The sequence below is a fragment of the Nocardioides sp. Soil796 genome (assembly GCF_001429525.1).
In the GTDB taxonomy this organism is placed as follows: domain Bacteria; phylum Actinomycetota; class Actinomycetes; order Propionibacteriales; family Nocardioidaceae; genus Nocardioides.
Map to the genome: position 1 here is coordinate 141,339 of NZ_LMSQ01000019.1, position 21,201 is coordinate 162,539.

At 69.8% G+C, this 21,201-nt stretch carries 24 protein-coding genes; 8 read left to right on the top strand and 16 right to left on the bottom strand.

From position 1 onward, the window contains the following. Window positions 1-108: 108 nt before the first annotated feature. Window positions 109-849: a D-Ala-D-Ala carboxypeptidase family metallohydrolase gene (locus ASH02_RS17935; RefSeq protein WP_056678864.1), complete on the bottom strand. Its 741-nt coding sequence runs from the start codon at window positions 847-849 to the stop codon at window positions 109-111. A 171-nt stretch (window positions 850-1,020) separates the two neighbouring features. Then, the gene (locus ASH02_RS17940) at window positions 1,021-3,237 is read right to left on the bottom strand and encodes an NADP-dependent isocitrate dehydrogenase (RefSeq protein ID WP_056678868.1); all 2,217 of its coding nucleotides are present in this window, start codon (window positions 3,235-3,237) and stop codon (window positions 1,021-1,023) included. Between the two features lie 189 nt (window positions 3,238-3,426). On the opposite strand from ASH02_RS17940, the gene ASH02_RS25730 reads away from it, so the two are divergent. Further along, window positions 3,427-4,620, top strand: a complete 1,194-nt coding sequence (locus ASH02_RS25730) for an MIP family channel protein (protein WP_082563615.1) — start codon at window positions 3,427-3,429, stop codon at window positions 4,618-4,620. 97 nt (window positions 4,621-4,717) lie between these two features. On the opposite strand, the gene ASH02_RS17950 is transcribed toward ASH02_RS25730, so the two are convergent. Then, a complete protein-coding gene (locus tag ASH02_RS17950) occupies window positions 4,718-5,431 on the bottom strand; it encodes a hypothetical protein (RefSeq protein ID WP_156393535.1) in 714 nt (237 codons plus the stop codon). Between the two features lie 98 nt (window positions 5,432-5,529). Between ASH02_RS17950 and ASH02_RS17955 the strand changes: the two genes are divergently transcribed. Next, the gene (locus ASH02_RS17955; protein WP_056678874.1) at window positions 5,530-6,510 is read left to right on the top strand and encodes a malate dehydrogenase; all 981 of its coding nucleotides are present in this window, start codon (window positions 5,530-5,532) and stop codon (window positions 6,508-6,510) included. 82 nt (window positions 6,511-6,592) lie between these two features. On the opposite strand, the gene ASH02_RS17960 is transcribed toward ASH02_RS17955, so the two are convergent. The 3 genes from ASH02_RS17960 to ASH02_RS17970 form a co-directional block, all read right to left on the bottom strand. After that, window positions 6,593-7,015 carry a DUF3017 domain-containing protein gene (locus tag ASH02_RS17960; protein ID WP_056678877.1) on the bottom strand — a complete coding sequence of 141 codons (423 nt, stop codon included), beginning with the start codon at window positions 7,013-7,015 and terminating at the stop codon, window positions 6,593-6,595. 2 nt (window positions 7,016-7,017) lie between these two features. Continuing rightward, entirely contained in the window at window positions 7,018-7,869 is an 852-nt protein-coding gene (locus tag ASH02_RS17965; RefSeq protein ID WP_056679502.1) for a bifunctional methylenetetrahydrofolate dehydrogenase/methenyltetrahydrofolate cyclohydrolase, read from the bottom strand. Window positions 7,870-8,082: 213 nt separating this feature from the next. Continuing rightward, complete coding sequence (locus tag ASH02_RS17970; protein ID WP_056679506.1) at window positions 8,083-8,568, bottom strand: GNAT family N-acetyltransferase; 486 nt, start codon at window positions 8,566-8,568, stop codon at window positions 8,083-8,085. An 89-nt stretch (window positions 8,569-8,657) separates the two neighbouring features. On the opposite strand from ASH02_RS17970, the gene ASH02_RS17975 reads away from it, so the two are divergent. Continuing rightward, complete coding sequence (locus tag ASH02_RS17975) at window positions 8,658-9,041, top strand: VOC family protein (protein ID WP_056678880.1); 384 nt, start codon at window positions 8,658-8,660, stop codon at window positions 9,039-9,041. Window positions 9,042-9,058: 17 nt separating this feature from the next. Here the strand turns inward: ASH02_RS17975 and ASH02_RS17980 are convergent, their stop codons facing one another. Then, the gene (locus tag ASH02_RS17980) at window positions 9,059-9,592 is read right to left on the bottom strand and encodes a DinB family protein (protein ID WP_056678883.1); all 534 of its coding nucleotides are present in this window, start codon (window positions 9,590-9,592) and stop codon (window positions 9,059-9,061) included. 69 nt (window positions 9,593-9,661) lie between these two features. After that, window positions 9,662-10,447, bottom strand: a complete 786-nt coding sequence (locus ASH02_RS17985) for a VOC family protein (protein WP_056678886.1) — start codon at window positions 10,445-10,447, stop codon at window positions 9,662-9,664. Window positions 10,448-10,464: 17 nt separating this feature from the next. On the opposite strand from ASH02_RS17985, the gene ASH02_RS17990 reads away from it, so the two are divergent. Beyond that, window positions 10,465-10,845 carry a YchJ family protein gene (locus ASH02_RS17990; protein WP_056678888.1) on the top strand — a complete coding sequence of 127 codons (381 nt, stop codon included), beginning with the start codon at window positions 10,465-10,467 and terminating at the stop codon, window positions 10,843-10,845. Between the two features lie 181 nt (window positions 10,846-11,026). Here the strand turns inward: ASH02_RS17990 and ASH02_RS17995 are convergent, their stop codons facing one another. The 3 genes from ASH02_RS17995 to ASH02_RS18005 are packed head-to-tail and all read right to left on the bottom strand — an operon-like array spanning window position 11,027 to window position 13,403. Then, on the bottom strand, window positions 11,027-11,665 hold the full coding sequence (locus ASH02_RS17995) for a YigZ family protein (RefSeq protein ID WP_056678892.1): 639 nt from the start codon (window positions 11,663-11,665) through the stop codon (window positions 11,027-11,029). Further along, window positions 11,658-12,602, bottom strand: coding sequence for a hypothetical protein (locus ASH02_RS18000; protein ID WP_056678895.1), 945 nt, complete (start codon window positions 12,600-12,602; stop codon window positions 11,658-11,660). Before ASH02_RS18000 ends, ASH02_RS17995 begins: the two co-directional genes overlap by 8 nt. A gap of 21 nt (window positions 12,603-12,623) precedes the next feature. Continuing rightward, a complete protein-coding gene (locus ASH02_RS18005; protein ID WP_056679509.1) occupies window positions 12,624-13,403 on the bottom strand; it encodes a sulfite exporter TauE/SafE family protein in 780 nt (259 codons plus the stop codon). 160 nt (window positions 13,404-13,563) lie between these two features. Between ASH02_RS18005 and ASH02_RS18010 the strand changes: the two genes are divergently transcribed. Then, window positions 13,564-14,187, top strand: a complete 624-nt coding sequence (locus tag ASH02_RS18010) for a TasA family protein (protein ID WP_056892096.1) — start codon at window positions 13,564-13,566, stop codon at window positions 14,185-14,187. Between the two features lie 49 nt (window positions 14,188-14,236). Continuing rightward, window positions 14,237-15,154 (top strand): signal peptidase I, encoded by a 918-nt coding sequence (locus tag ASH02_RS25735; RefSeq protein ID WP_082599642.1) that lies wholly within the window; start codon window positions 14,237-14,239, stop codon window positions 15,152-15,154. Window positions 15,155-15,157: 3 nt separating this feature from the next. Here the strand turns inward: ASH02_RS25735 and ASH02_RS18020 are convergent, their stop codons facing one another. Beyond that, entirely contained in the window at window positions 15,158-15,949 is a 792-nt protein-coding gene (locus tag ASH02_RS18020; protein WP_056892095.1) for a response regulator transcription factor, read from the bottom strand. 111 nt (window positions 15,950-16,060) lie between these two features. Here ASH02_RS18020 and ASH02_RS18025 point away from each other — a divergent pair, with 111 nt between their 5' ends. Next, entirely contained in the window at window positions 16,061-16,528 is a 468-nt protein-coding gene (locus tag ASH02_RS18025; RefSeq protein ID WP_056892094.1) for a hypothetical protein, read from the top strand. Between the two features lie 125 nt (window positions 16,529-16,653). Here the strand turns inward: ASH02_RS18025 and ASH02_RS18030 are convergent, their stop codons facing one another. The 3 genes from ASH02_RS18030 to ASH02_RS18040 form a co-directional block, all read right to left on the bottom strand. Then, window positions 16,654-17,361 carry a hypothetical protein gene (locus ASH02_RS18030; RefSeq protein ID WP_057295192.1) on the bottom strand — a complete coding sequence of 236 codons (708 nt, stop codon included), beginning with the start codon at window positions 17,359-17,361 and terminating at the stop codon, window positions 16,654-16,656. A 257-nt stretch (window positions 17,362-17,618) separates the two neighbouring features. Next, entirely contained in the window at window positions 17,619-18,152 is a 534-nt protein-coding gene (locus ASH02_RS18035; protein ID WP_056678910.1) for a hypothetical protein, read from the bottom strand. A 97-nt stretch (window positions 18,153-18,249) separates the two neighbouring features. Next, window positions 18,250-19,647: a cystathionine beta-synthase gene (locus tag ASH02_RS18040; RefSeq protein WP_056678913.1), complete on the bottom strand. Its 1,398-nt coding sequence runs from the start codon at window positions 19,645-19,647 to the stop codon at window positions 18,250-18,252. 73 nt (window positions 19,648-19,720) lie between these two features. Here ASH02_RS18040 and ASH02_RS18045 point away from each other — a divergent pair, with 73 nt between their 5' ends. Beyond that, window positions 19,721-20,740 carry an SGNH/GDSL hydrolase family protein gene (locus tag ASH02_RS18045; RefSeq protein ID WP_056892092.1) on the top strand — a complete coding sequence of 340 codons (1,020 nt, stop codon included), beginning with the start codon at window positions 19,721-19,723 and terminating at the stop codon, window positions 20,738-20,740. Between the two features lie 23 nt (window positions 20,741-20,763). Here the strand turns inward: ASH02_RS18045 and ASH02_RS18050 are convergent, their stop codons facing one another. After that, on the bottom strand, window positions 20,764-21,201 hold the full coding sequence (locus ASH02_RS18050) for a hypothetical protein (RefSeq protein ID WP_057295193.1): 438 nt from the start codon (window positions 21,199-21,201) through the stop codon (window positions 20,764-20,766).

Below are 21,201 nucleotides of genomic sequence, written 5' to 3' on the forward strand. Positions count from 1 at the left end.
ACGTCTCCGCACCGACAGACTCATCTGGTTTTCGGCACAGGTACGGCGTCCGCCAGGTCCACCGGCGGAGCCACCCGTCGGGTCAGATGCCCCAGTCAGATGCCGCAGTCAGATGCCGCAGTTCGGCGCGCTCCACGTGCGACCGGACCGGATGTCCACGTGCACGTGGTCGTTGTGGTCGGGATAGCCCGGACCGAAGATCGTGCCGTAGCCGATGTAGCGCGCATTCTGGGCGATCCGGCAGTACGTCGAGTTGCCGTTCTCTGGCACCAGGTCGAGGGCGCGACCATAGGTGTGCTGACCGGTGCCCGAACCGCCGACCTGGCGGTCACAGGCCTGGGAGCGGAAACCTGACGTGACGCGGATCGGGTTGTCGCCCATGCGGTGGCGGAGTGCCTCGGCGCGCCACATCGACCGCAACAGGTTGGTCTTGACCGTCGTCGCACTCACCGAGCCACCGCTGTAGCCGCCGGCCCCGCAGCCCCCGTCGACCTCGCTCCACGCGAAGTGGAGCGGGGAGCAGTCGGCGTCCTGCAGCGCATAGATCTTCGACTGGGTGGCCGGGCCGGCGACACCGTCGGGGCTCAGTCCGTAGGCGGCCTGGAAGTTCCTCACCGCCTGGGTGGTCTGCGGGCCGTAGCTGCCGTCGATGGCCATGTTGACGCCGTAGCCGGCCCATCCGGCGACGCGCTCCTGGAGCTCGGCGACGTCGGACCCGGTGGTGCCGGAGCGCAGCGTGCGACTCCACGTGTAGCAGGCGTCAGCACTGGCCGGTGCGGAGCCGAGGAGGACGAGGCTGGAGAGGGCCAGCACCAGGGCGGCGACGAGGCTGGACATGCGGATCGGCATGGTTCACTCCTGTTCCCGAGAACGGCCCGAAGGCCCGTGGCCGACAGTTCATCGTGCTCCGGGCCACTTGTGAAGAGCGCGGGGGTGAACAGTTCCGGGGCGGAGAACGAGAACGGTGTGGATCACAGTCACTGGGTGACTGCGATCCACACCGTTGGTGGCGCGTGGTGATCAGACGCTGAGCGAGCCGATCAGGTCGTTGAGCGTGGCCGAGGGACGCATCACGGCGTCCGTCTTGGCCTCGTCGACCTTGTAGTAGCCACCGATGTCCGCGGGCGAGCCCTGGACGCCGATCAGCTCGGAGTTGATCGCCTCCTCGTTGCTGCGCAGGTTGCCGGCCAGCTCCGCGAACGCCGCCGCGAGCTCGGCGTCCTCGGTCTGCTTGGCCAGCTCCTCGGCCCAGAACAGCGCGAGGTAGAAGTGCGAGCCACGGTTGTCGATCGAGCCGACCTTGCGCGACGGCGACTTGTTCTCCAGCAGGAACGTGCCGGTGGCGCGGTCGAGGGTGTCGGCCAGGATCTGCGCACGGGCGTTGTCGTTGACCTGCGCGAAGTGCTCGAAGCTGACCGCCAGCGCCAGGAACTCGCCGAGGCTGTCCCAGCGCAGGTAGTTCTCCTTGACCAGCTGCTGCACGTGCTTGGGCGCCGAGCCGCCGGCGCCGGTCTCGAAGAGCCCACCACCGTTGATCAGGGGGACGACGGAGAGCATCTTCGCCGACGTGCCGAGCTCGAGGATCGGGAAGAGGTCGGTGTTGTAATCACGCAGCACGTTGCCGGTCACCGAGATGGTGTCCTCGCCCTTGCGGATCCGCTCGATGGAGAACGCGGTGGCCTCGATCGGCGCGAGGATGCGGAGGTCGAGGCCCTCGGTGTCGTGGTCCTTGAGGTACTTCTCGACCAGGGAGATCAGGTTGCGGTCGTGGGCACGGGTCTCGTCGAGCCAGAACACGGCCGGCGTCTTCGAGGCACGGGCCCGGGTGACGGCGAGCTTGACCCAGTCGCGGATCGGCACGTCCTTGGTCTGGCAGGCGCGCCAGATGTCACCGGCCTCGACGTCGTGCTCGATCAGCACCTCGCCGGCCTTGTTCAGCACCTGCACCTTGCCGGCGGAGGCGACCTCGAAGGTCTTGTCGTGCGAGCCGTACTCCTCGGCCGCCTGGGCCATCAGGCCGACGTTGGGCACCGAGCCCATCGTGGTCGGGTCGTAGGCGCCGTTGGCCCGGCAGTCGTCGATCACGGCCTGGTAGATGCCGGCGTAGCTGCTGTCGGGGAGTACGGCGAGGGTGTCGGCCTCGTTGCCGTCGGGACCCCACATGTGGCCCGAGGTGCGGATCATCGCCGGCATGGAGGCGTCGACGATGACGTCGCTGGGCACGTGGAGGTTGGTGATGCCCTTGTCGGAGTCGACCATCGCCAGGCGCGGGCCGTCGGCGATGCCCTTCTCGAACGCGGCCTTGATCTCCGCACCGTTCTCGAGCTTGTCGAGGCCGGCCAGGATTCCGCCGAGTCCGTCGTTGGCGGACAGGCCGGCCTCGGCCAGCTGGTCGCCGTACTGCGCGAAGACGTCGGGGAAGAAGGCCTTGACGACGTGGCCGAAGACGATCGGGTCGGAGACCTTCATCATCGTGGCCTTGAGGTGCACCGAGAACAGGACGTCGTCAGCCTTGGCCCTGGCGATCTGCGCCTTGAGGAACTCCTGCAGCTTGGCGACGTGCATGACGGTGCCGTCGACGACCTCACCGGCGAGCACGGGGATCGACTCGCGCAGCACGGTCGTCGTACCGTCGGCGGCAACGTGCTGGATGCGGAGGTCGTCGTCGGCCTCGAGGATCACGGACTTCTCGTTGTGCCGGAAGTCGGCCTCGGCCATGGTGGCCACGTTGGTCTTCGAGTCGGCGCTCCAGGCGCCCATCGAGTGGGGGTTCTTGCGGGCGTAGGCCTTGACCGACGCGGGCGCGCGACGGTCGGAGTTGCCCTCGCGGAGCACCGGGTTGACCGCGGAGCCCTTGACCTTGTCGTAGCGGGCGCGGATGTCCTTCGCCTCGTCGGAGTCGGAGTCCTCCGGGTAGTCGGGCAGGTCGAAGCCGGCCGCCTGGAGCTCCTTGATCGCGGCCTTCAGCTGCGGGATCGAGGCGCTGACGTTGGGCAGCTTGATGATGTTGGCCTCGGGCGTCTTGGCCAGGGCCCCGAGCTCGCCGAGCGTGTCGGGGACCTGCTGCTCGGCGGGGAGGCGGTCGGTGAACTGCGCGAGGATCCGGGCGGCCAGCGAGATGTCGCGGGTCTCGACGTCGACGCCGGCGGTGGAGGCGTACGCCTGGATGATCGGGAGGAACGAGTGGGTCGCCAGCATCGGCGCCTCGTCGGTGTAGGTGTAGAGGATCTTGGCCATGGGTGCGGCGACTCCTGATCGGTCTGTGCCCCTGGGTGGGGTGTGCCTGTGCGGTCAGTGGGTTTCTTGACATCAAGATACCTGACACGGGGTCGCGTCCAGCCTCGCACCCGACACCTCATCGGTCTAGAGTTCTGGGTGCGCCCTGAAACGTCAGGGGTCAACGTCGTGCGACAAAGGGGTTCTCGGATGACCGACACACCAGCCACACCTGAACCGACACTGGTCCAGAAGCTCTCCGCCGAGGTCCTCGGCACATTCGTCCTCGTCTTCGTCGGCGTCGGCGCCGCGATGTCCCTCGCACCCGATCTGGAGGGTGGGGGGACCCTGGGCGTCGGCATCGCCGGTGTCGCCCTGGCCTTCGGCTTCGCGGTCCTCGTCATGGCGTACGCCGTCGGCCACATCTCCGGTGGCCACTTCAACCCGGCCGTCTCGGTCGGTGCCGCCATGGCCGGCCGGCTCTCGTGGGTCCAGGCCGGCTTCTACGCCGCCGCCCAGCTCGTGGGCGCGATCGTCGCGGCCGCCGCACTGTTCATCGTCTTCAAGGGCATCGACGGCTGGGACGCCGAGGGCGCCATGGGTCAGAACAACTACGGCGACGAGAGTGGCAGCGGCATCGCCCTGTGGTCGGCACTGCTGGTCGAGGTCATCGGCACCGCGATCTTCCTCTACGTGATCCTCGCCGCGACCGACAAGCGCAACCCGAGCACCGCTGCCGCTCCGGTCGCCATCGGCCTCGCCCTGACCGGCATTCACCTGGCCCTCATCCCGCTGACCGGCACGTCGGTCAACCCGGCCCGTTCGATCGGCCCGGCGCTCTTCGCCGGCACCGACTCACTGGTGCAGGTCTGGGTCTTCATCGTCGCCCCGCTCCTCGGTGCCGCGATCGCCGGCTTCACCTACGCCCTGATCTTCGGCAGCGACGGCGAGCCGGTCGCCGGCTCCGGCCTCAACTTCGGTGGCGGCAACGCCCAGGCCACCGGTTTCGCCGGCGGCTGGGACCCGAACGCCCAGCACCAGCAGGGCGGCTGGGACCAGAACGCGCAGCAGGGCTGGGACCCCAACCAGCAGCAGTGGGCCGGCCAGGCACCGCCCCAGCAGGGCGCCCCGGACCAGCAGTGGGGTCAGGGCGCACCCGAGCAGCAGTGGGGCCAGCCCGCTCCGGAGCAGCAGTGGGGCCAGCAGGCGCCCGAGCAGCAGTGGGGTGCCCCGCAGGCACCGCAGGCTCCCGAGCAGCAGTGGCCCGCGCCCCAGGCGCCGCAGGCACCGCAGGCGCCCGAGCAGCAGTCGTGGGGCCAGCCGGCTCCGGAGCCCGAGCCGTGGACTCCCCCGGAGGACGACGGCTCGCGGACCCAGATCCGCCAGCCCGACGACCCCAGTTGAGAAGACCCAGCTGATCCGGGTCAGCTGACACAGAACAGACGAGGGGCCCCGACATCGCAGCCGCGGTGTCGGGGCCTTCGTCATGTCGAGGACGGAGTCAGCGCTGCACGTCCACCAGCTCGAGTCCTTCGGCTCCGGTGCGGTCCACCTCGACCAGGCCGACGCCCTCGGCGTACGACGACACGTAGGGCTCCGCTCCCTCTTCGACTCCGGTCTCCTCGACCTCGACGACGTCGTCGAACTCGCCGTACGGCGTGTAGGTGGTCGCGTTCGTCGCACGCACCTCCGCGGCGCGGGTGATCGCTCCCCCGACGAACTCGGCGGCGTACCCGTCGCCGTGACGAGGCCCGTCGGCCATCGCCAGGGTGGCCTCCGCGCTGTCCTCACCGGCCCGCCAACCGTCGGGCCCGGTCGTCCCGAAGATCCAGACGTTCCCGTCGCGATCCTGGGCGTAGTAGGAGTCGGTCGTCTCGAGCACCCGACCGCGCCGCCCCAGCGTCTCGTGTCGTACGACGACCGTCCGCACGCCGGCGATCGTCGACGTCTGGTCGGTGACCGTGGTGGTCGCGGTGCTGGCCCGGGCGCTGCCGGTGACCTCGTAGGTCCACGTGGTGCCCGGAGCCAGCGGCAGCCAGCGGTTGTCGATGCGCACGGTGAAGTCGGACGGGTCCGGCGACGGGGTCGGGATGGTCAGGGAGTCGATGCCGGTGGGGTCGATCCGTTCCGGCGCCGAGCCGCAGCCGCACAGCAGGGCGAGGGCCAGGCCGGGGGCCACGACCGGGCCGACAACTCGGGCAACCAGGAGACGCATGGCGCACAGCATCCCATCCGTGAGACCCCGGCGGTCGGGGGCTCCCGCCCGCTGCTAGCGTCAGGAACGATCACCCGCATCTTCGAAGGAGACCCCCTGTGAGCACACCGCTCAAGGTGGCCGTGACCGGCGCAGCCGGCCAGATCGGCTACAGCCTGCTCTTCCGTCTCGCCAGTGGCGCCTTGGGCGACCGGCCCATCGAGCTGCGACTGCTCGAGATCACGCCCGCGCTCAAGGCACTCGAGGGTGTCGTCATGGAGCTCGACGACTGCGCCTTCCCGAACCTTGCCGGCGTCGAGATCGGCGACGACCCCAACAAGATCTTCGACGGCGTCAACCTCGCCCTGCTCGTCGGCGCGCGCCCGCGCGGACCGGGCATGGAGCGTTCCGACCTGCTCTCCGCCAACGGTGCGATCTTCACCGGCCAGGGCAAGGCGCTCAACGAGGTCGCCGCGGACGACGTACGCATCGGTGTGACCGGCAACCCGGCCAACACCAACGCACTGATCGCGATGACCAACGCGCCCGACATCCCGCAGGAGCGGTTCTCGGCGCTGACCCGTCTCGACCACAACCGCGCGATCTCGCAGCTCGCCGCGAAGACCGGTGCGTCGGTCAACGACATCAAGAAGATGACGATCTGGGGCAACCACTCGGCCACCCAGTACCCCGACATCTTCCACGCGGAGGTCGGTGGCAAGAACGCCGCCGAGGTCGTCAACGACCAGGCCTGGCTGGCCGACACGTTCATCCCGACCGTCGCCAAGCGTGGCGCCGCGATCATCGACGCCCGTGGCGCCTCCTCGGCCGCCTCGGCAGCCTCGGCGACCTGCGACGCCGCCCGCGACTGGCTGAACGGCTCCCCCGAGGGTGACTGGGTCTCGATGGCCGTGCGCTCCGACGGCTCCTACGGCGTGCCCGAGGGCCTCATCTCCTCGTTCCCCGTCACCACCAAGGACGGCAACTGGGAGATCGTCCAGGGCCTCGAGGTCAACGAGTTCTCGCAGACCCGCATCGACGCCACCGTCGCCGAGCTCGCCGAAGAGCGCGCCGCGGTGACCGAGCTCGGCCTGATCTGAGGCAGCACCCGCATCACGCACGAAGCCGGCACGAGTTGGAGACAACTCGTGCCGGCTTCCTGCATTTCAGCCGGGCTGCGGTTCAGCCGGGCTGGTCGGGGATCGAGGCGACCAGCACCAGCAGGGACACCGCCATCACCACCAGGATCGTGGCGTCCAGTCCCTTGCGGCGCACCCGCAGCATGCCGGCGTCGTCGTCGTTCAGCGCCAGACGGGCACCGGCGGCGACGAGCAGTGACAGGGCCAGCCAGCTGACCCCGGAGCGCCACGACCCCGTCGCGGCCACGACGACGCCGATCAGGGCACCGGCCAGCGCCACGAGGTAGATGATGCCGCCGAGCGTCGACGGCTTCTTGATCTCGGTGACCGCGCGCGGCGCCGGGGGTTCGGCGACAGGTCCCGCCACCGGGTCAGCCGCCGGATCTGCCACCGGTCCAGCCGGCTCCGCCGCCGGCTGGCCCGCCGGGTCTTCCTGTGGCGACACGTCCTCGGGCTGCTCGGCCACGATCAGGCCAGCGTGCTCTCGGCGATCGAGACCACGTTGGCCAGCAGCATCGCGCGGGTCATCGGGCCGACACCGCCGGGGTTCGGCGAGACCCATCCGGCGACATCCCAGACGTCGTCGGCCACGTCGCCGGCGATCTTGCCGTCGACCCGCGAGACCCCCACGTCGAGCACGGCGGCACCGGGCTTGACCATGTCCTTGCTGATGATGCCGGGCACGCCGGCGGCGGCCACCACGATGTCGGCATTGCGCACGTGGGCGGCCAGGTCGACGGTGCCGGTGTGGCACAGCGTGACCGTGGCATTCTCGGAGCGGCGGGTCAGCAGCAGGCCGAGTGGACGACCGACGGTGACACCTCGGCCGACCACGACCACGTCGGCGCCGGCGATCGGCACGTCGTGGCGACGCAGCAGCTCGACGATGCCGTGCGGCGTGCAGGGCAGCGGCGCCTCGTTGCCGAGCACCAGCCAGCCCAGATTGGTCGGGTGCAGGCCGTCGGCGTCCTTCGCGGGGTCGATCAGGCCGAGCACCCGGTTCTCGTCGCGGCCGCGGGGCAGCGGCAGCTGCACGATGTAGCCGGTGCAGGCGGGGTCCTCGTTGAGCGTGCGGACGGCGTCCTCGATCTCTGCCTGGGTGGCCACCTCGGGGAGGTCGACGCGGATCGACTCGATGCCGACCTCGGCGCAGTCCTTGTGCTTGCCGTTGACGTACCACCGGCTGCCGGGGTCGTCACCGACCAGCACCGTGCCGAGCCCGGGGGTGATGCCCCGTTCCTTGAGCGCGGCGACCCTGGAACGCAGTTCGTCCTTGATCGCCGCAGCAGTGGCCGTCCCGTCGAGCTTCTGTGCAGTCACGCCGACCATCCTAGGGAACGGCCCCGCACCCGCGGTCACGGGTCGAGCCGCCTGTCGATCTGGCCCGCGCCGGGCGCCACGGACAAGTCGTCCGGGCACTAGGTCTGCCGGGCCGATCGGCTCCTTCTGCTCTTGGTAGATGAGGCCAATCGACCCACCAGACCGAGCAGCCGTTGGGTTGTCCCGCGCCCAGGACGGCGAGCATGGGTCGGATCACACCAGGTCGAGGTACATCACGTGCAGGCCGACGTAGCCGTGCGCCTTCGAGTGGAACGCGCCCGGCACGGTGCCGATGATCTCGAAGCCGAGCGCCTGCCACAGCCCGACCGCCGCGGTGTTGGTCTCGACCACCGCGTTGAACTGGATGCCTCGGAAGCCTTGGTCGCGGTGCCACTGCACGACGTACTCCCCCAGCCGGCGCCCGACGCCCTTGCCGCGGGCCCGCGGCGAGACCATGAAGCTGGCGGTGCCGATGTGGGCTCCGTACGACGGCCGGTTGGGGCCCATCTTCGCGGTGCCGAGGATCGTGCCGGACTCCTCGAGCACGACGGTGTGGCCGGGCTCCGATTCGAGCCAGAGCGCCTGAGCCTGCTCGGAGGTGAGGTCGGTCGGGTAGGCGTAGGTCTCGCCGGCCCGGACGATCTCGTCGAAGACCGGCCAGATCTGCGGCCAGTCGGCGACGGTTGCGGGGCGGATCATCGTCGGCTCCGTGCCCGGGGCCAACCCGGATTGGGGATGTGCCGTCTCGTCGGCCGCGGAATCATGGGGACATCAGGAGGAGGTGCCCCATGGCCCTGGCAAAGAGCGCTGTCGCCGTGATGCTGCCCATCACGGACCCCGACCGTGCGCAGAAGTTCTACGGAGAGACCCTCGGGCTGCCCTACGAAGGGATGACCTCGGAGGGCGCACCGCGGTTCACGCTCGGCGGCGGATCCGAGCTGGTGCTGCTGCCGCGTCCGGCCGGAACGCAGTCGGAGAGCACCGCGATGAGTTGGGAGGTCCACGGGATCGAGTCGGAGGTCACCGGGCTCGCCGAGCGCGGCGTGGTCTTCGAGGACTACGACCTGCCCGACCTGAAGACCGTCGACCACATCTGCGTGATGGGAGCCGAGAAGGCCGCCTGGTTCAAGGACCCGGACGGCAACGTGCTGTGCATCCACGAGTCGACCTGAGCCGCTGACCGCCGTCCTCACTCGCCGGTGGCTCCGTCGATCGACTCCCGGAGCAGGTCGGCGTGGCCGTTGTGTCGTGCGTACTCCTCGACCATGTGCAGCAGGATCCAACGCAGGCTGAACTTCTCGCCGGTCCTCCGGTCGAGGCGCACCGACAGCAGGTCGAGACCGTGCTCGGGGATCACCCGGTCGAGGATCGCGTTCGAGGCGGCGATCGCGTCGTCGAAGAGCGTGCGGATCTGCTCGGGGGTGTCGTCGACGGCACTGTGCCAGTCCCAGTCGACGTCGGCCTCCCAGTCGACGCCCTGCCAGTAGTCGGCGTCCTCGTTGCCGAGCAGTCGCCCGGAGAACCAGCTGTCCTCGCACAGCGCGAGGTGCTTGAGCATGCCGCCGAGCGTCATCGTCGACGGCGCCAGCGTCTGGTTGAGCTGTTCGCTGTTCAGGCCGGCGGTCTTCGCACGCAGGGTGTCGCGGTGGTAGTCGAGGTAGGCGCGCACCATGGTGGCTTCGTCGGCGGCCAGGGGCGGATCCAGACGTTCAGTGGCTGTCATGCGGCTCACCGTAGCGTCGCTCGCTCGGGCCGGGACAGCGCTTTTCGGCTGGGCGGTTGCGCTGGATCCTCAACCACCGAGGTTCGGTCGGCGATCGGTGATGCAGTACGCCGACCCGGCGGGGTCGCGCATCACGGTCCACTCCGACTCTTCCCGCTCCAGCTGGCCGCCGAGCTGCGCGTGGCGGCGTACCTCCGCTGCCCGGTCCTCGGCGGCCAGGTCGAAGTGGGCCCGCACCGGACCGGAGCTCTCACCCAGCCGCTGGAGCAGCAGCCGCAGTGGTGAGCCCAGCGGGCGCTCCAGCGCGGAGAACTCGTCATGTCCCGGCGACGGCACGTGGGCCCAACCGGTGACTGCCGCCCAGAACGCGCACTCCTGGTCATGGCCTCGCGACGGGATGTCGAGACAGACTTGGTCGACCGCGCTCGACCTGTCGCCAGTCCCGCTCGGCCTGTCGCCAGTCCCGCGCGACCTGTCGTGAGTTCTGGTCGACCCGTCGTGAGTTCCGTGCTCCACGAAGCAGAAGACGAAGCCACCCGGCGAGCTCAGCACCAGGTAGCCCTCGGGCAGGATCCGGTCCGCCACCACGGTCGCACCGAGGGACACCGCCTCTGCCGCGGCCGCCTCCGGGTCGCCGACGTGGAGGTCGAGGTGCAGCCCGGGCGCACCCTCGTCGAGCCGCTGCACCTTGAGGTACGGCTCGCCGGTCGGCGGCACCAGCGTGGCGAACTCGCGGCGCGCGCCACGCGGGGCGGAGACGCGGCAGCCGGCCACCTCGCTCCAGAACATCACGCCTCGTTCGAAGGACGACCCTGGCAGGTCGAGGAACGCTGAGATCCACAACGGTGAGTCCATGCGGCTACCGTACGAGCATGTTCGGTGTCGATGCGTGTCCCTGCGGCTCCGGTGCGTTGTACGACGCGTGCTGCGGGCGTTTCCACCGCGGTGCGGAGCAGGCCTCGACCGCCGAGGAGTTGATGCGCTCGCGCTACGCGGCGTACGCCGTCGACGACCTCGACTACGTCTTCCGCACCTGGCATCCGCGGACGCGTCCGGCCGACCCCAAGCCGCAGCCCGGCACCACATGGACCGGCCTCGAGATCGTCGACGTCGTGGCCGGTGGCCCCGACGACGACTCGGGCATCGTCGAGTTCCGGGCGCACTTCACCACGCCCTCAGGGGTCGACGTGCTCCACGAACGCAGCACCTTCGAGCGCCGCGCAGGTCGTTGGTTCTACCTCACCGCCGTCTGACCCTCTCGGTGGTCGAGTGCCGCCGAGGATCCCCCTCGGTGGTCGAGTGCCGCCGAGGAACGCCCCCCTCGGTGGTCGAGTGCCGCCGAGGAACGAGGCGGTGTATCGAGACCACACCCACCCAGGTCTCGATACGCTCGCTGGCGCTCACTACTCGACCACCGAGAAAACTCGCCCGCGCTCACTGCTCGACCAACGAATCGACCCAGCGCGAGCCGACCTCGACGGGCTCCGAGGCTCCACCGGTCAGCTCGGCGACCAGCGGGACGAACGCGTCCGATGAGCCGGCAGGTACGCCGAGCAGCAGCGTCACCGAAGCGCCGTACGCGACGTCGAGCACCGTGATGCCACGGGCCCGCAGCTCGGTCTCGAGTCGACCGGCGGCAGCGTGCTCGACGACCAGCGAGTGCTCCACGACCAACGCGCGCTGCAGCGTGCCGACCGCGTCGAGGCCGGCGCGCACCGCGTCGCCGTACGCCCGGACCAGGCCGCCGGCGCCGAGCAGGACGCCGCCGAACCAGCGAGTCACCACGACCACGACGTCGGAGACCTCGCGCCCGCGGAGCACGTCGAGCATCGGGGCGCCCGCCGTACCGGCCGGCTCCCCGTCGTCGGAGGAGCGCTGCACGTCGGCGGCCGGCCCGAGGACGAACGCCGAGCAGTGGTGCCGGGCGTCCCAGTGCTCCTTGCGCAGCCGGTCGACCACGGCACGCGCGGCGGACTCGTCGGCCACCCGTTCGACCGTGCAGAGGAACCGCGACCGCTTGACCTCGATCTCGGCCGACCCGTCGCGGGCCACGGTGAGGTAGGAGTCAGGCACCCAGCATGCTCTCGCGTTCGGTGGCGCACTGGGCGAGTCCCTGGGTCACGGCGGCACGCCGGCGCTCGATCTCCTGGCCGACTCCCGCGACCGCGGCAAGGGCGCCACGCACCCGGGCGGTGGAGTCGACGATCCGGTCGCGCACCGCGAGGTCACTGAAGAAGTTGTCGAACCAGACGTCGAAGGTCTTCGTGAGGTCGGAGATGCCGACGTCACCGACCGGGGCGACGCCGACGTCGTTCAGCTCGGTCGCCAGCCGCCGCAGCGCGCCGTCCGCAGCGCGCAGCCGGTTGGTCGCGTCGTCGAGCCGTTGGTGCTTCTGCAGGTCGGAGATCAACCCGCCACCGAAGAACGTGTCGTACGTCGACCACGACTGCGCCGATCCCAGCAGCTCGGCGGCCTCGTTGAGCGCCCGGAACGCCTGCTGGCCGGCCTGGTCCGCCTCGGCGAGCTCACGCTCCTCGTTGCGCAGGGCGCCGACCCTGGTGGCGAGATCGGCGAGCGACGCCCCCACCTGCGGGTCGACGGTGGGGATCCACGCCTCCTTCTCGGCGAGCACGCGTTGCCAGTTCTCCTCGACGTCGCCCAGGCCCTGGAGCCGCTGTCGCACGTCGGCGCACTCGGCCTCCAGCTGTGACTCGCGTGCCTCGGCGGTGGCCGTGGCGTACTCGGCCTGCTGCTGCTCGGCCTTCTCACGTTCGAGCCGCTCGACCCGCTCACCCTTCAACCCGGCCAGGATCCGGGTCGGGCTGAACGACTCGAGCTTCGCGACGTCGGCCCGCTCGTCCTCGAGGCGGGCCCGCGCTTCGGCCACCGCCCGCGTCGCCACGGCGAGGTCCTGCTCCAGACCGGTCAGCCGCTCGCGCAGCGTGCGCCTCTCACTGCGGGCCTGTTCGGCGTCGGCCAGTCGCTTGGCGATCTCGTCCCCGTTGGTCATGTCGGCATCGTAGGCCGCGGGTCACCACACGCCGAGGACGTCGCCGCCGATCTTGACGATGAACGCGGAGACCACGACCACGAAGAAGACCCGCACGAACCCGGCACCCTTGTGGACCGCCACCCGGGCGCCGAGGTAGCCGCCGACCAGGTTCGCCACCCCCATGAACAGCCCGATCTTCCACATCACCGCACCCTGCGGAATGAAGATCACCAGCGAGGCGAGGTTCGTGGCCCAGTTGGCCAGCTTGGCCTTGGCCGAGGCCTCCAGGAAGTTGTAGCCGAGCAGGCCGACCAGGGTGAAGACGAAGAACGAGCCGGTGCCCGGCCCGAGCGCACCGTCGTAGAACCCGATCGCCAGGCCGGTCAGCGCGGCCAGGATCGTGTGCCGGTGCCCGGAGAACCGCAGCTCGGTCAGCTCCCCGGCCTCCGGCTTGAGCAGCACGTAGGCGCCGACCAGGATCAGCACGGCGAGGATGATCGGGTTGAACGCCGACTTGGGGATCAGCGTCGCCACCAGCGCCCCGCCCATGGCCCCGGCGAAGGCCGCCAGCATCAGCGGCAGGAACGTCTTCGGGTCGGGCTTGATCCGGCGGTAGAACGTGGCCGAGCTGACCGTCGTACCGCAGATCGAGGCGAGCTTGTTGGTGGCCAGGATGTGCACCGGCGCGGCCCCCGGCAGCCCGATCACGAGGGCCGGCAGCTGGATCAGTCCCCCGCCGCCGACGACCGCGTCCACGAAGCCCGCCGCCAGGGCCGCCAGCACGAGCAGGCTGATGACGGTCAGCGTCGGCTCGGGCACCACGCCACCCTAGACCGACCGGAGACCGGTGGAGTCTTGCGGATCTCTTGAGGATTCGCTGAAGGTACGCCGAGCCCGTGCTTGAGGTGCGACGACCAGAGTTCTGGTTGTCGCAGAAGAAAGACCAGCGGGGCTGGTCACTCACACGAAGGAACACACCATGCGCAGCATCTCCAAGCCGGGCCGCAAGCACTCCGTCAAGATCCTCGCCTCGGCCGGACTCGTGATCGCCGCGGCCGGTGTCGCGGGCCTGGGCACCTACGGTTCGTTCACCTCGACCACCAGCGCCAGCACCAACGTCGGCACCGGCACCGTGAAGCTCGACCTGGCCAACCAGGCCACCCGCGGTCTCGACATCGCGGTCACCAACATGGTGCCCGCCGACTACGCCCAGCGCGCCGTCCAGTTGACCCGCTCGGCCACCTCCGAGAGCTTCGGCAGCGTCACCCTCAAGACGAGTCTGACCACCGACAACCTGCTCAAGACCGGCGCCGACGGCCTCAAGCTGCAGATCGACGCGTGCTCGGCCCCGTGGGTCAAGGCCGCCGGCAGCAACGACCTGACCTGCTCGGGCACCACCACCGTCGTGCTCGCCTCGGGTGCCGCCACCCAGACGGACGTCGCACTGCCGAAGGCGCTGGCCGACCTCGACAGCGCCACCAGGGTCGCGAACCTGCGCATCCAGCTCTCGCTCCCCCAGACGGCGAACAACGACTACCAGGGCCTGAGCAACGCCGTGAACGTCGACTTCACCGCGACCCAGCGCGCCGGCCAGGCCCAGTGACGCAGGCCCGCTGACCCAGGCTCGACCAGACCACGAACAGGAGAAGACCATGACGCTCCACCGCCTGCGCCTCGCGCTCACCCGGTTGCTCAGCCTGGCCGTCTCCGCGGTCCTGGTCGGGTGCCTGTTGGTCTTCGGCCTGATCGCCCTGGGCCCGCACGTCTTCGGCTACCGGACGGCCACGATGCTGACCGGCAGCATGGACCCCGGCATCACGCCGGGCGACGTCGTGGTCTCGTTGCCGAAGCCGGCCGACGAGGTCGAGGTCGGCGACGTGATCAGCTACCACATCCCCGTCGAGGACCACCGGGTCGAGACGCACCGGGTCATCGAGGTGATCGGCAACGACGACGGCACGATCGCCGTCCGCACGCAGGGCGACGCCAACGCCGCCGCCGACCCGTGGGTTGCCACCCTCGACGGCGACACCGTCTGGGAGAAGAAGGCCGTCGTGCCGTGGATCGGCAACGGCATTCGTGCCCTGCGCAGTCCCTTCGTGCAACGACACGTCTTCTGGGGCGCACTCGCCCTCATGCTCCTCGTCGGCCTCAGCATGATCTGGAGCCGCGACGACGAGCAGCAGGAGCAGACGGAGCAGCCGGTGGTCGTGACGATCCTGGAGCCCGACCAGTGGAGCTACACCGCGGCCCTGGCCGCGCTCGCCGAGGACCTCGACGCCGACTACGCGCTGACGTACGCCGGGCAGTGGTCCGACCTGTTGCCCCGACGCATCGACCGGGTCCACGCCGCGGTCCGGGCACGGGACGCGCTGACCGCCAACGACGCCGTGCTCAGCCTCAAGGTGTCGTCGGCCAGCATCGGTGCCGTCGACCTGGCCGAGACCGCCGCACTGCTGGAGGAAGCGATCGCCGACTCCGCCTGGGAGCTCGCGGACGACCTGCTCACGGGACTTCCGCAACTGGCCGACCGAAGCCGCCACGACCTGCAGACCTGCATGGCCGCGTGAGGGTCAGGCCGGCGTCTCCATGCGATATCCGACTCCCCGCACCGTGCGGATGAACCGCCGATCCGGCTGCTCCCCGAGCTTCTTGCGCAGGTTGCCGACATGCACCTCGACAAGGTGGGTGTCGCTGGCCCACTCGTTGCCCCAGACCGTGCGCAGCAACGCCTCGCGGCTCCACACCCGGCCGGGGCGGCGGACCAGCTCGGTGAGCAGGTCGAACTCGATGCGGGTCAGCTCGGTCTCCACCTCGTCGACCCACACCTGGCGGGCGTCGACGTCGACCGCGATCACGCCGTGGCGCAGCACCTCGTTCTCGACGTCCGGCTGTGCCGCCGGCTCGGCAGTGGGCGTCTCCGTCGCGGGCGCCACCGGCGCGGCCTGCTCCGTACCGATCTGTGCCGTACCGATCTGCGCCGAGCCTGACTGCGTCGTACGGCGCGGACGCCGGAACAGCGCACTGACCCGGGCCCGCAGCTCGCGCGGGCTGAACGGCTTGACCATGAAGTCGTCGGCACCCGTCTCGAGGCCGATCAACTTGTCGATCTCGTCGCGGCGGGCCGAGATCATCACGACGTACGCGTCACTGTGCTGGCGGATCCGCCGACAGGCCTCGATCCCGTCGAAGCCGGGCAGGCCCAGGTCGAGCGTGATCAGGTCAGGGTCGAGGCTGAGTGCGGCTTCGACGCCGGCCGGCCCGTCCTCGGCCGTGCTGACGGTGAAGCCCTGGCTGGTCAGGGTGTGCTCGATCAGCCCGCGAATGTCCGAGTCATCCTCGATGACCAAAGCTGTCCGTTCCATTCCTCGATCCTGCCAGCATTCCTTGAGGAAACCTTGAGGCCCGACGCGCGTCGGCCTTGAAGTGCCGCCACCAGACTTGAACCCGAGCCACCCACCGAGATGACTGGAAACATGACTGCCTCCGACTTCGTACGCCGCGCACTCACCGTGCTCGCCGTCGCCGCCTGCCTGCTCGTGGTGAGCGGCGCCGCGGAAGCGAAGTTCACCGGCAGCAGCAGCGCCGCCGTCCAGGTCGGTACGGCGAGCATGGTCGCGCCGACCGCAGTGACCGGCAAGTGGGCCTGCCGTTCGTCGGTCCTGACCGAGGGCACCACCTTCACGGTCACGGGATTCGTCGACGCGGGCCCCGCCGGCGCGAGCTATCACTACCAGGTGTTCCGCAACCAGGGCACCACCGCGGTCTACACGATGACGTCGACGACGAGGTCGGCCACGGTCGCGACGCCGACGATGGGCGTGGACGGCGCGGCGACCACGTGGACGCTGACCGTGCACGCGGTGCTCGGCAACTGGACCAGCCAGGTGTGGAGCAAGACCATCACCTGTCCCGCACTCAGCGCGGCGAACGGCAACCTCTGACCACTGGTCACCTCTGAACCGCATGGCACATCCGGGGGGATGGCAAAAGGGTGGAAGGGCTCGATGAGCCCTTCCACCCTTTGTTCACTCAGGTCTTTCACTCAGGCGCGTGACCCGAGCAGGAGTCAGCCGACCTTGATCGCCGAGACGTCAGCGGTCACGGTGAACGAACCGCTGCCGGTCGAGCTCTGGTCGTCGTTGTAGCCGAAGCCGATGACCGTCAGCTCGGTGGCCTCGGTGACGGTGATGACGCGCACCGACTGGCAGGTGGCCTCACGGTCGCCGGCCGGGAAGGCCGAGGTGAAGCAGGTGCCGAAGTCCTGGCCGAAGGCGTCGGCCTCGGAGACCGGACCGCGGACGGCCAGCTGCAGGTGCGTGCCGTCGGTGCGGACCGAGTCGGCAGCGACGGTGTCGAAGAAGCCGAAGGCGTTGATCATGTAGGTGCCGGCCTCGGGCAGGTTGATCGTTCCGACCTCGGTCTTGCGGGTCTTGAACGAGCCACCGAGGTCAACGATCGTGCCGCCACCGGCGAAGGAATCGGCCAGCGCAGCGCCGTCCTTGCCGTCCTTGCCGTCAACGCCGTCGGTGCCGTTCTTGGCGCTGGCGTTGACCTTGGCCTTCAGGTCGGCGTTGAGGTCGGTCGCGGAGATCGTGCCGTTCTGGATCTTGGCCGAGGTCACCGAGCCGGACGCGAGGTCGGCGGAGGTGATCGAGAAGTTCTTGATGTCGGCGCCGGTGATGGCCTTGGCGGCGACGGCGCCCGTGGTGGTCGCGAAGCCGAGAACGGCGGTGCCGGCGACGACCGCGATGACGCGGTTCTTGAGAATCGACATGGAGTAGTACTCCCCCAAAATTAGGTATGAATGAATGCTGGGGAAGCAGAACACGCAGCGTCGCCGTGGCGCGCCTCGTACTCGCCAGTTCACGAGATCGACTACGGCAAATGACCCGGATGGTATCCGCGGTTGACCGATCGTCCGATGACAAAACGGACATCGCGTCGCCCCGGACGTCCCGGGGCGACGCGATGTCGAGTCCCTTCCAGCGGCCGGTTGCCATGGGCCGGAGTCAGAGGATCAAGGCACGGACGTCACAGGCCGCGGCACTGGTTCTCCTTGTTCCCCTCGACCCGGTTGTTGCCGCCGATGGGGCGCGGACTGTTCGACTTGCACTGCAGGTTGCCGTCGACGACGTTGCCGCGCACGGTGAACCGGCCCCGGTTGGAGAACAGCTGGATGTCGCCGTTGACCCTGGCTCCGGCGACGATGCCGCCGTACGTACCGCTCTTGAGCTGGATGTTGCCGTCGACACGTGAGCGCACCCCGTCACGCATCCGGACCACCACGCGCTTGGCATTTCCGGCCTGGATGTTGCCGCCGACCTTGACCCCGCTGGCGACCAGGCGGGCGTTGCGATAGACCTTCACGTCGCCGTCGACGCGCGTTCCGTTGAGCGCGCAGACCGCACCCCTGGGCACGATCACGTTGCCGTCGACGTACCGCGCCCCGATCGAGCCGCGACAGACACGGTCGTCGCCGGCCTGGGCCGGGCTTGCGGTGAGCGAGACGAACGAGGCGGACAGGGCGATCGGGAGTACGGCGGCGAGAGTGAGCATGCGCTTCATGACAGAACCTTTCGTCGAGGAATTGCCTTGATCCTCGACAGCCACCGTGAAGCAGTCATGAGACGGACCTGAGAGCCCTCTTACCCGCGCCGTCAGGTCACGCCTTCGCGAGGAAGGCCAGCAGGTCCTGCCGGGTGAGCACGCCCACCGGCTTGCCGTCCTCCTGCACCAGCAGCGCGTCGGCGTGCTCGAGCAGGGCCACCGAGTCCCGTGCGGCCTCGGTCGAGCCGATCGTCGGCAGGGCCGGCGACATGTGCTGCTCGACGGTGTCGGTGAGCTTGGCGTCGCCGGCGAAGAGCGCGTCGAGCAGGGTGCGCTCGGAGACCGACCCGGCCACCTCGGCGGCCACGATCGGCGGCTCGGCGCGCACCACGGGCATCTGCGAGACGCCGTACTCCTGGAGGATGTGCACCGCCTCGGCGATGGTCTCGTTGGGGTGGGTGTGCACCAGGTCGGGCAGCTGGCCCGACTTGCCGCGCAGCACCTCGCCGACGGTACGGCGGTCGGCGTCCTCGGAGCCCGACGCGAAGCCGTACTGCCCGAGCCACTCGTCGTTGAAGACCTTGGTCAGGTAGCCGCGGCCGGAGTCCGGGAGCAGTACGACGATCACCGCGTCGGTGCGGCCTTCGGCGGCCAGCTCGGCGGCCAGCTGCTTGGCGGCGAAGGCGGCCATCCCCGACGAGCCGCCGACCAGCAGCGCCTCCTCGCGGGCCAGGCGCCGGGTGAAGGCGAAGGAGTCGGCGTCGGAGACCTCGATGATGCGGTCGGCGATGTCGCGGTCGTAGGTCTCGGGCCAGAAGTCCTCACCCACGCCCTCGACCAGGTAGGGGCGGCCGGTGCCGCCGGAGTAGACCGAGCCGGCGGGGTCGGCGCCGACGATCTGCACCTCCGAGTTCTGTTCCTTCAGGTAGCGGCCGATGCCGCTGATCGTGCCTCCGGTGCCGACGCCCGCGACGAAGTGGGTGATCCTGCCCTCGGTCTGCTTCCAGATCTCGGGGCCGGTGGTCTCGTAGTGGGAGCGCGGGTTGTGCGGGTTGGAGTACTGGTCGGGCTTCCACGCCCCCGGCTGCGAGGCCAGCCTGTCGGAGACGTTGTAGTAGGAGTCGGGGTGCTCCGGTGCGACCGCGGTCGGGCAGACCACCACCTCGGCGCCGTACGCCTTGAGCACGTTGCGCTTGTCCTCACTGACCTTGTCGGGGCAGACGAAGATGCACTTGTAGCCCTTCGCCTGCGCCACCATCGCCAGCCCGACACCGGTGTTGCCCGACGTCGGCTCGACGATCGTGCCGCCGGGCTTCAGCTCGCCGGAGGCCTCGGCCGCCTCGATCATGCGCGTCGCGATGCGGTCCTTCACCGACCCGCCGGGGTTGAGGTATTCGACCTTTGCCAGCAGGAGAGGTCCTTCGTCGGTCGACGGGTCCAGGTCCAGCGAGCGGGAAAGCCTCAGCAGCGGGGTGTTGCCGATGAGGTCAAGGAGTGAGTTCACGTAGTCCACTCGCTCAGGCTAGCGCCGGTCGCTCTGCCACGGCGACCGCCGCCGGTTGAGGAGGCCCAACTAGACTCTCGCCGTGGGGAAGACAGCGGCAGCCAAGAAGCTCGCCTCTGCTGCGATGTACGGCGGCGGGGGCCTTTCTGCGTTGGGGGCCGGCCTGTACGGCGTCCTGCGCGCCGAGGCGAAGCTCGCCAGGAAGGCGATCGGCGACGCCCAGGGCGTTCCGCCGAACGCCACCGGCTGGTACGGCCGCGGCCGGCCCGGTCCCGCCCTCAAGGTGGCGCTGATCGGCGACTCCAGTGCCGCCGGGTACGGCGTCGGGCAGGTCGTCGAGACCCCGGGCGCCAACCTGGCCAGCAGCCTGGCCGCCCGCGCGGACCGCCGCGTCTACCTGCGCTCGTTCGCGGTCGTCGGCGCCCAGTCCAAGGACCTCGCCGCGCAGGTCGAGCAGGCGCTGCCGATCGAGCCCGATGTCGCGGTGATCCTGATCGGCGCCAACGACGTCACCCACACCGTGCGCCCGTCGCAGTCGGTGGCCTTCCTCTCCGAGGCGGTACGCCGACTGCTCGGCGCCGGCGTGGCAGTGGTGGTCGGCACGTGTCCCGACCTGGGCACCATCAAGCCGATCAACCCTCCGCTCAAGCAGGTCGCCCGCAACTGGTCACGCCGTCTGGCCGCGGCCCAGTCGATCGCGGTCGTCGAGGCCGGCGGCCGCACCGTCTCGCTCGGCTCGATCCTCGGTCCGGAGTTCGCGGCCGCACCCGCCCTGCTCTTCGGGCCCGACCAGTTCCACCCCTCCGCCGAGGGGTACGCCTCGCTCGCCGCCGTACTCCTGCCGTCGGTGATGGCCGCACTCGACCTGATCCCCGAGTCGGAGGCCTCCCCCGAGGCGCTGCGCGGCGAGGGCGTCCTGCCGATCGCCCGTGCCGCGGTCGAGGCAGCCCGCACGCCGGGCACCGAGCTCGACGGCACCGAGGTGGCCGGCTCGCGGCGCGGCGTACGCGGTCTCTGGGTCGAGCTGCGGCACCGTCGCCGTCACCCGACCACGACCACCGAAGAGCCCCACGAGGCTGAGGCGGCCCACGCCGAGAAGTAGGCAACACCAACGCTTTGCCGCGCCTACTCGGTCGGGTTCTCGCAGTGGAAGGCGTCGCGCGAACCGCCGGCGTGGTACTCGTACTCCCGACCACCGGCCGACAGCACCACGCGCTGCCCGTCGACGAGCGCCTGGGTGTACATCGAGCCCGGCTCCGCGCAGCCGATGCTGCCGTCGCGCCAGGTGACCTGCTCGACCCGGACGACGTCGACCTCGCTCGCGTCGACGCCCAGCATTCCGGCCAGGTCCGCGACCGCGTCCTGCGCGACCTGCGGCAGTGCGGGCCCGGACGACGACGCCGATCCGGACATGGACTGTGACGCCGAGTCCGAGGGATCTGTCGAGCTCATGGTGTCCTCCGCGGTGGTGTCGTCGGGCTCGGATGATTCGGTGCCACACCCGCCGAGGGCCAGCGTGACAGACACGGCAAGCACTGCCCCGGCGTACTGCCAGATCCTCAT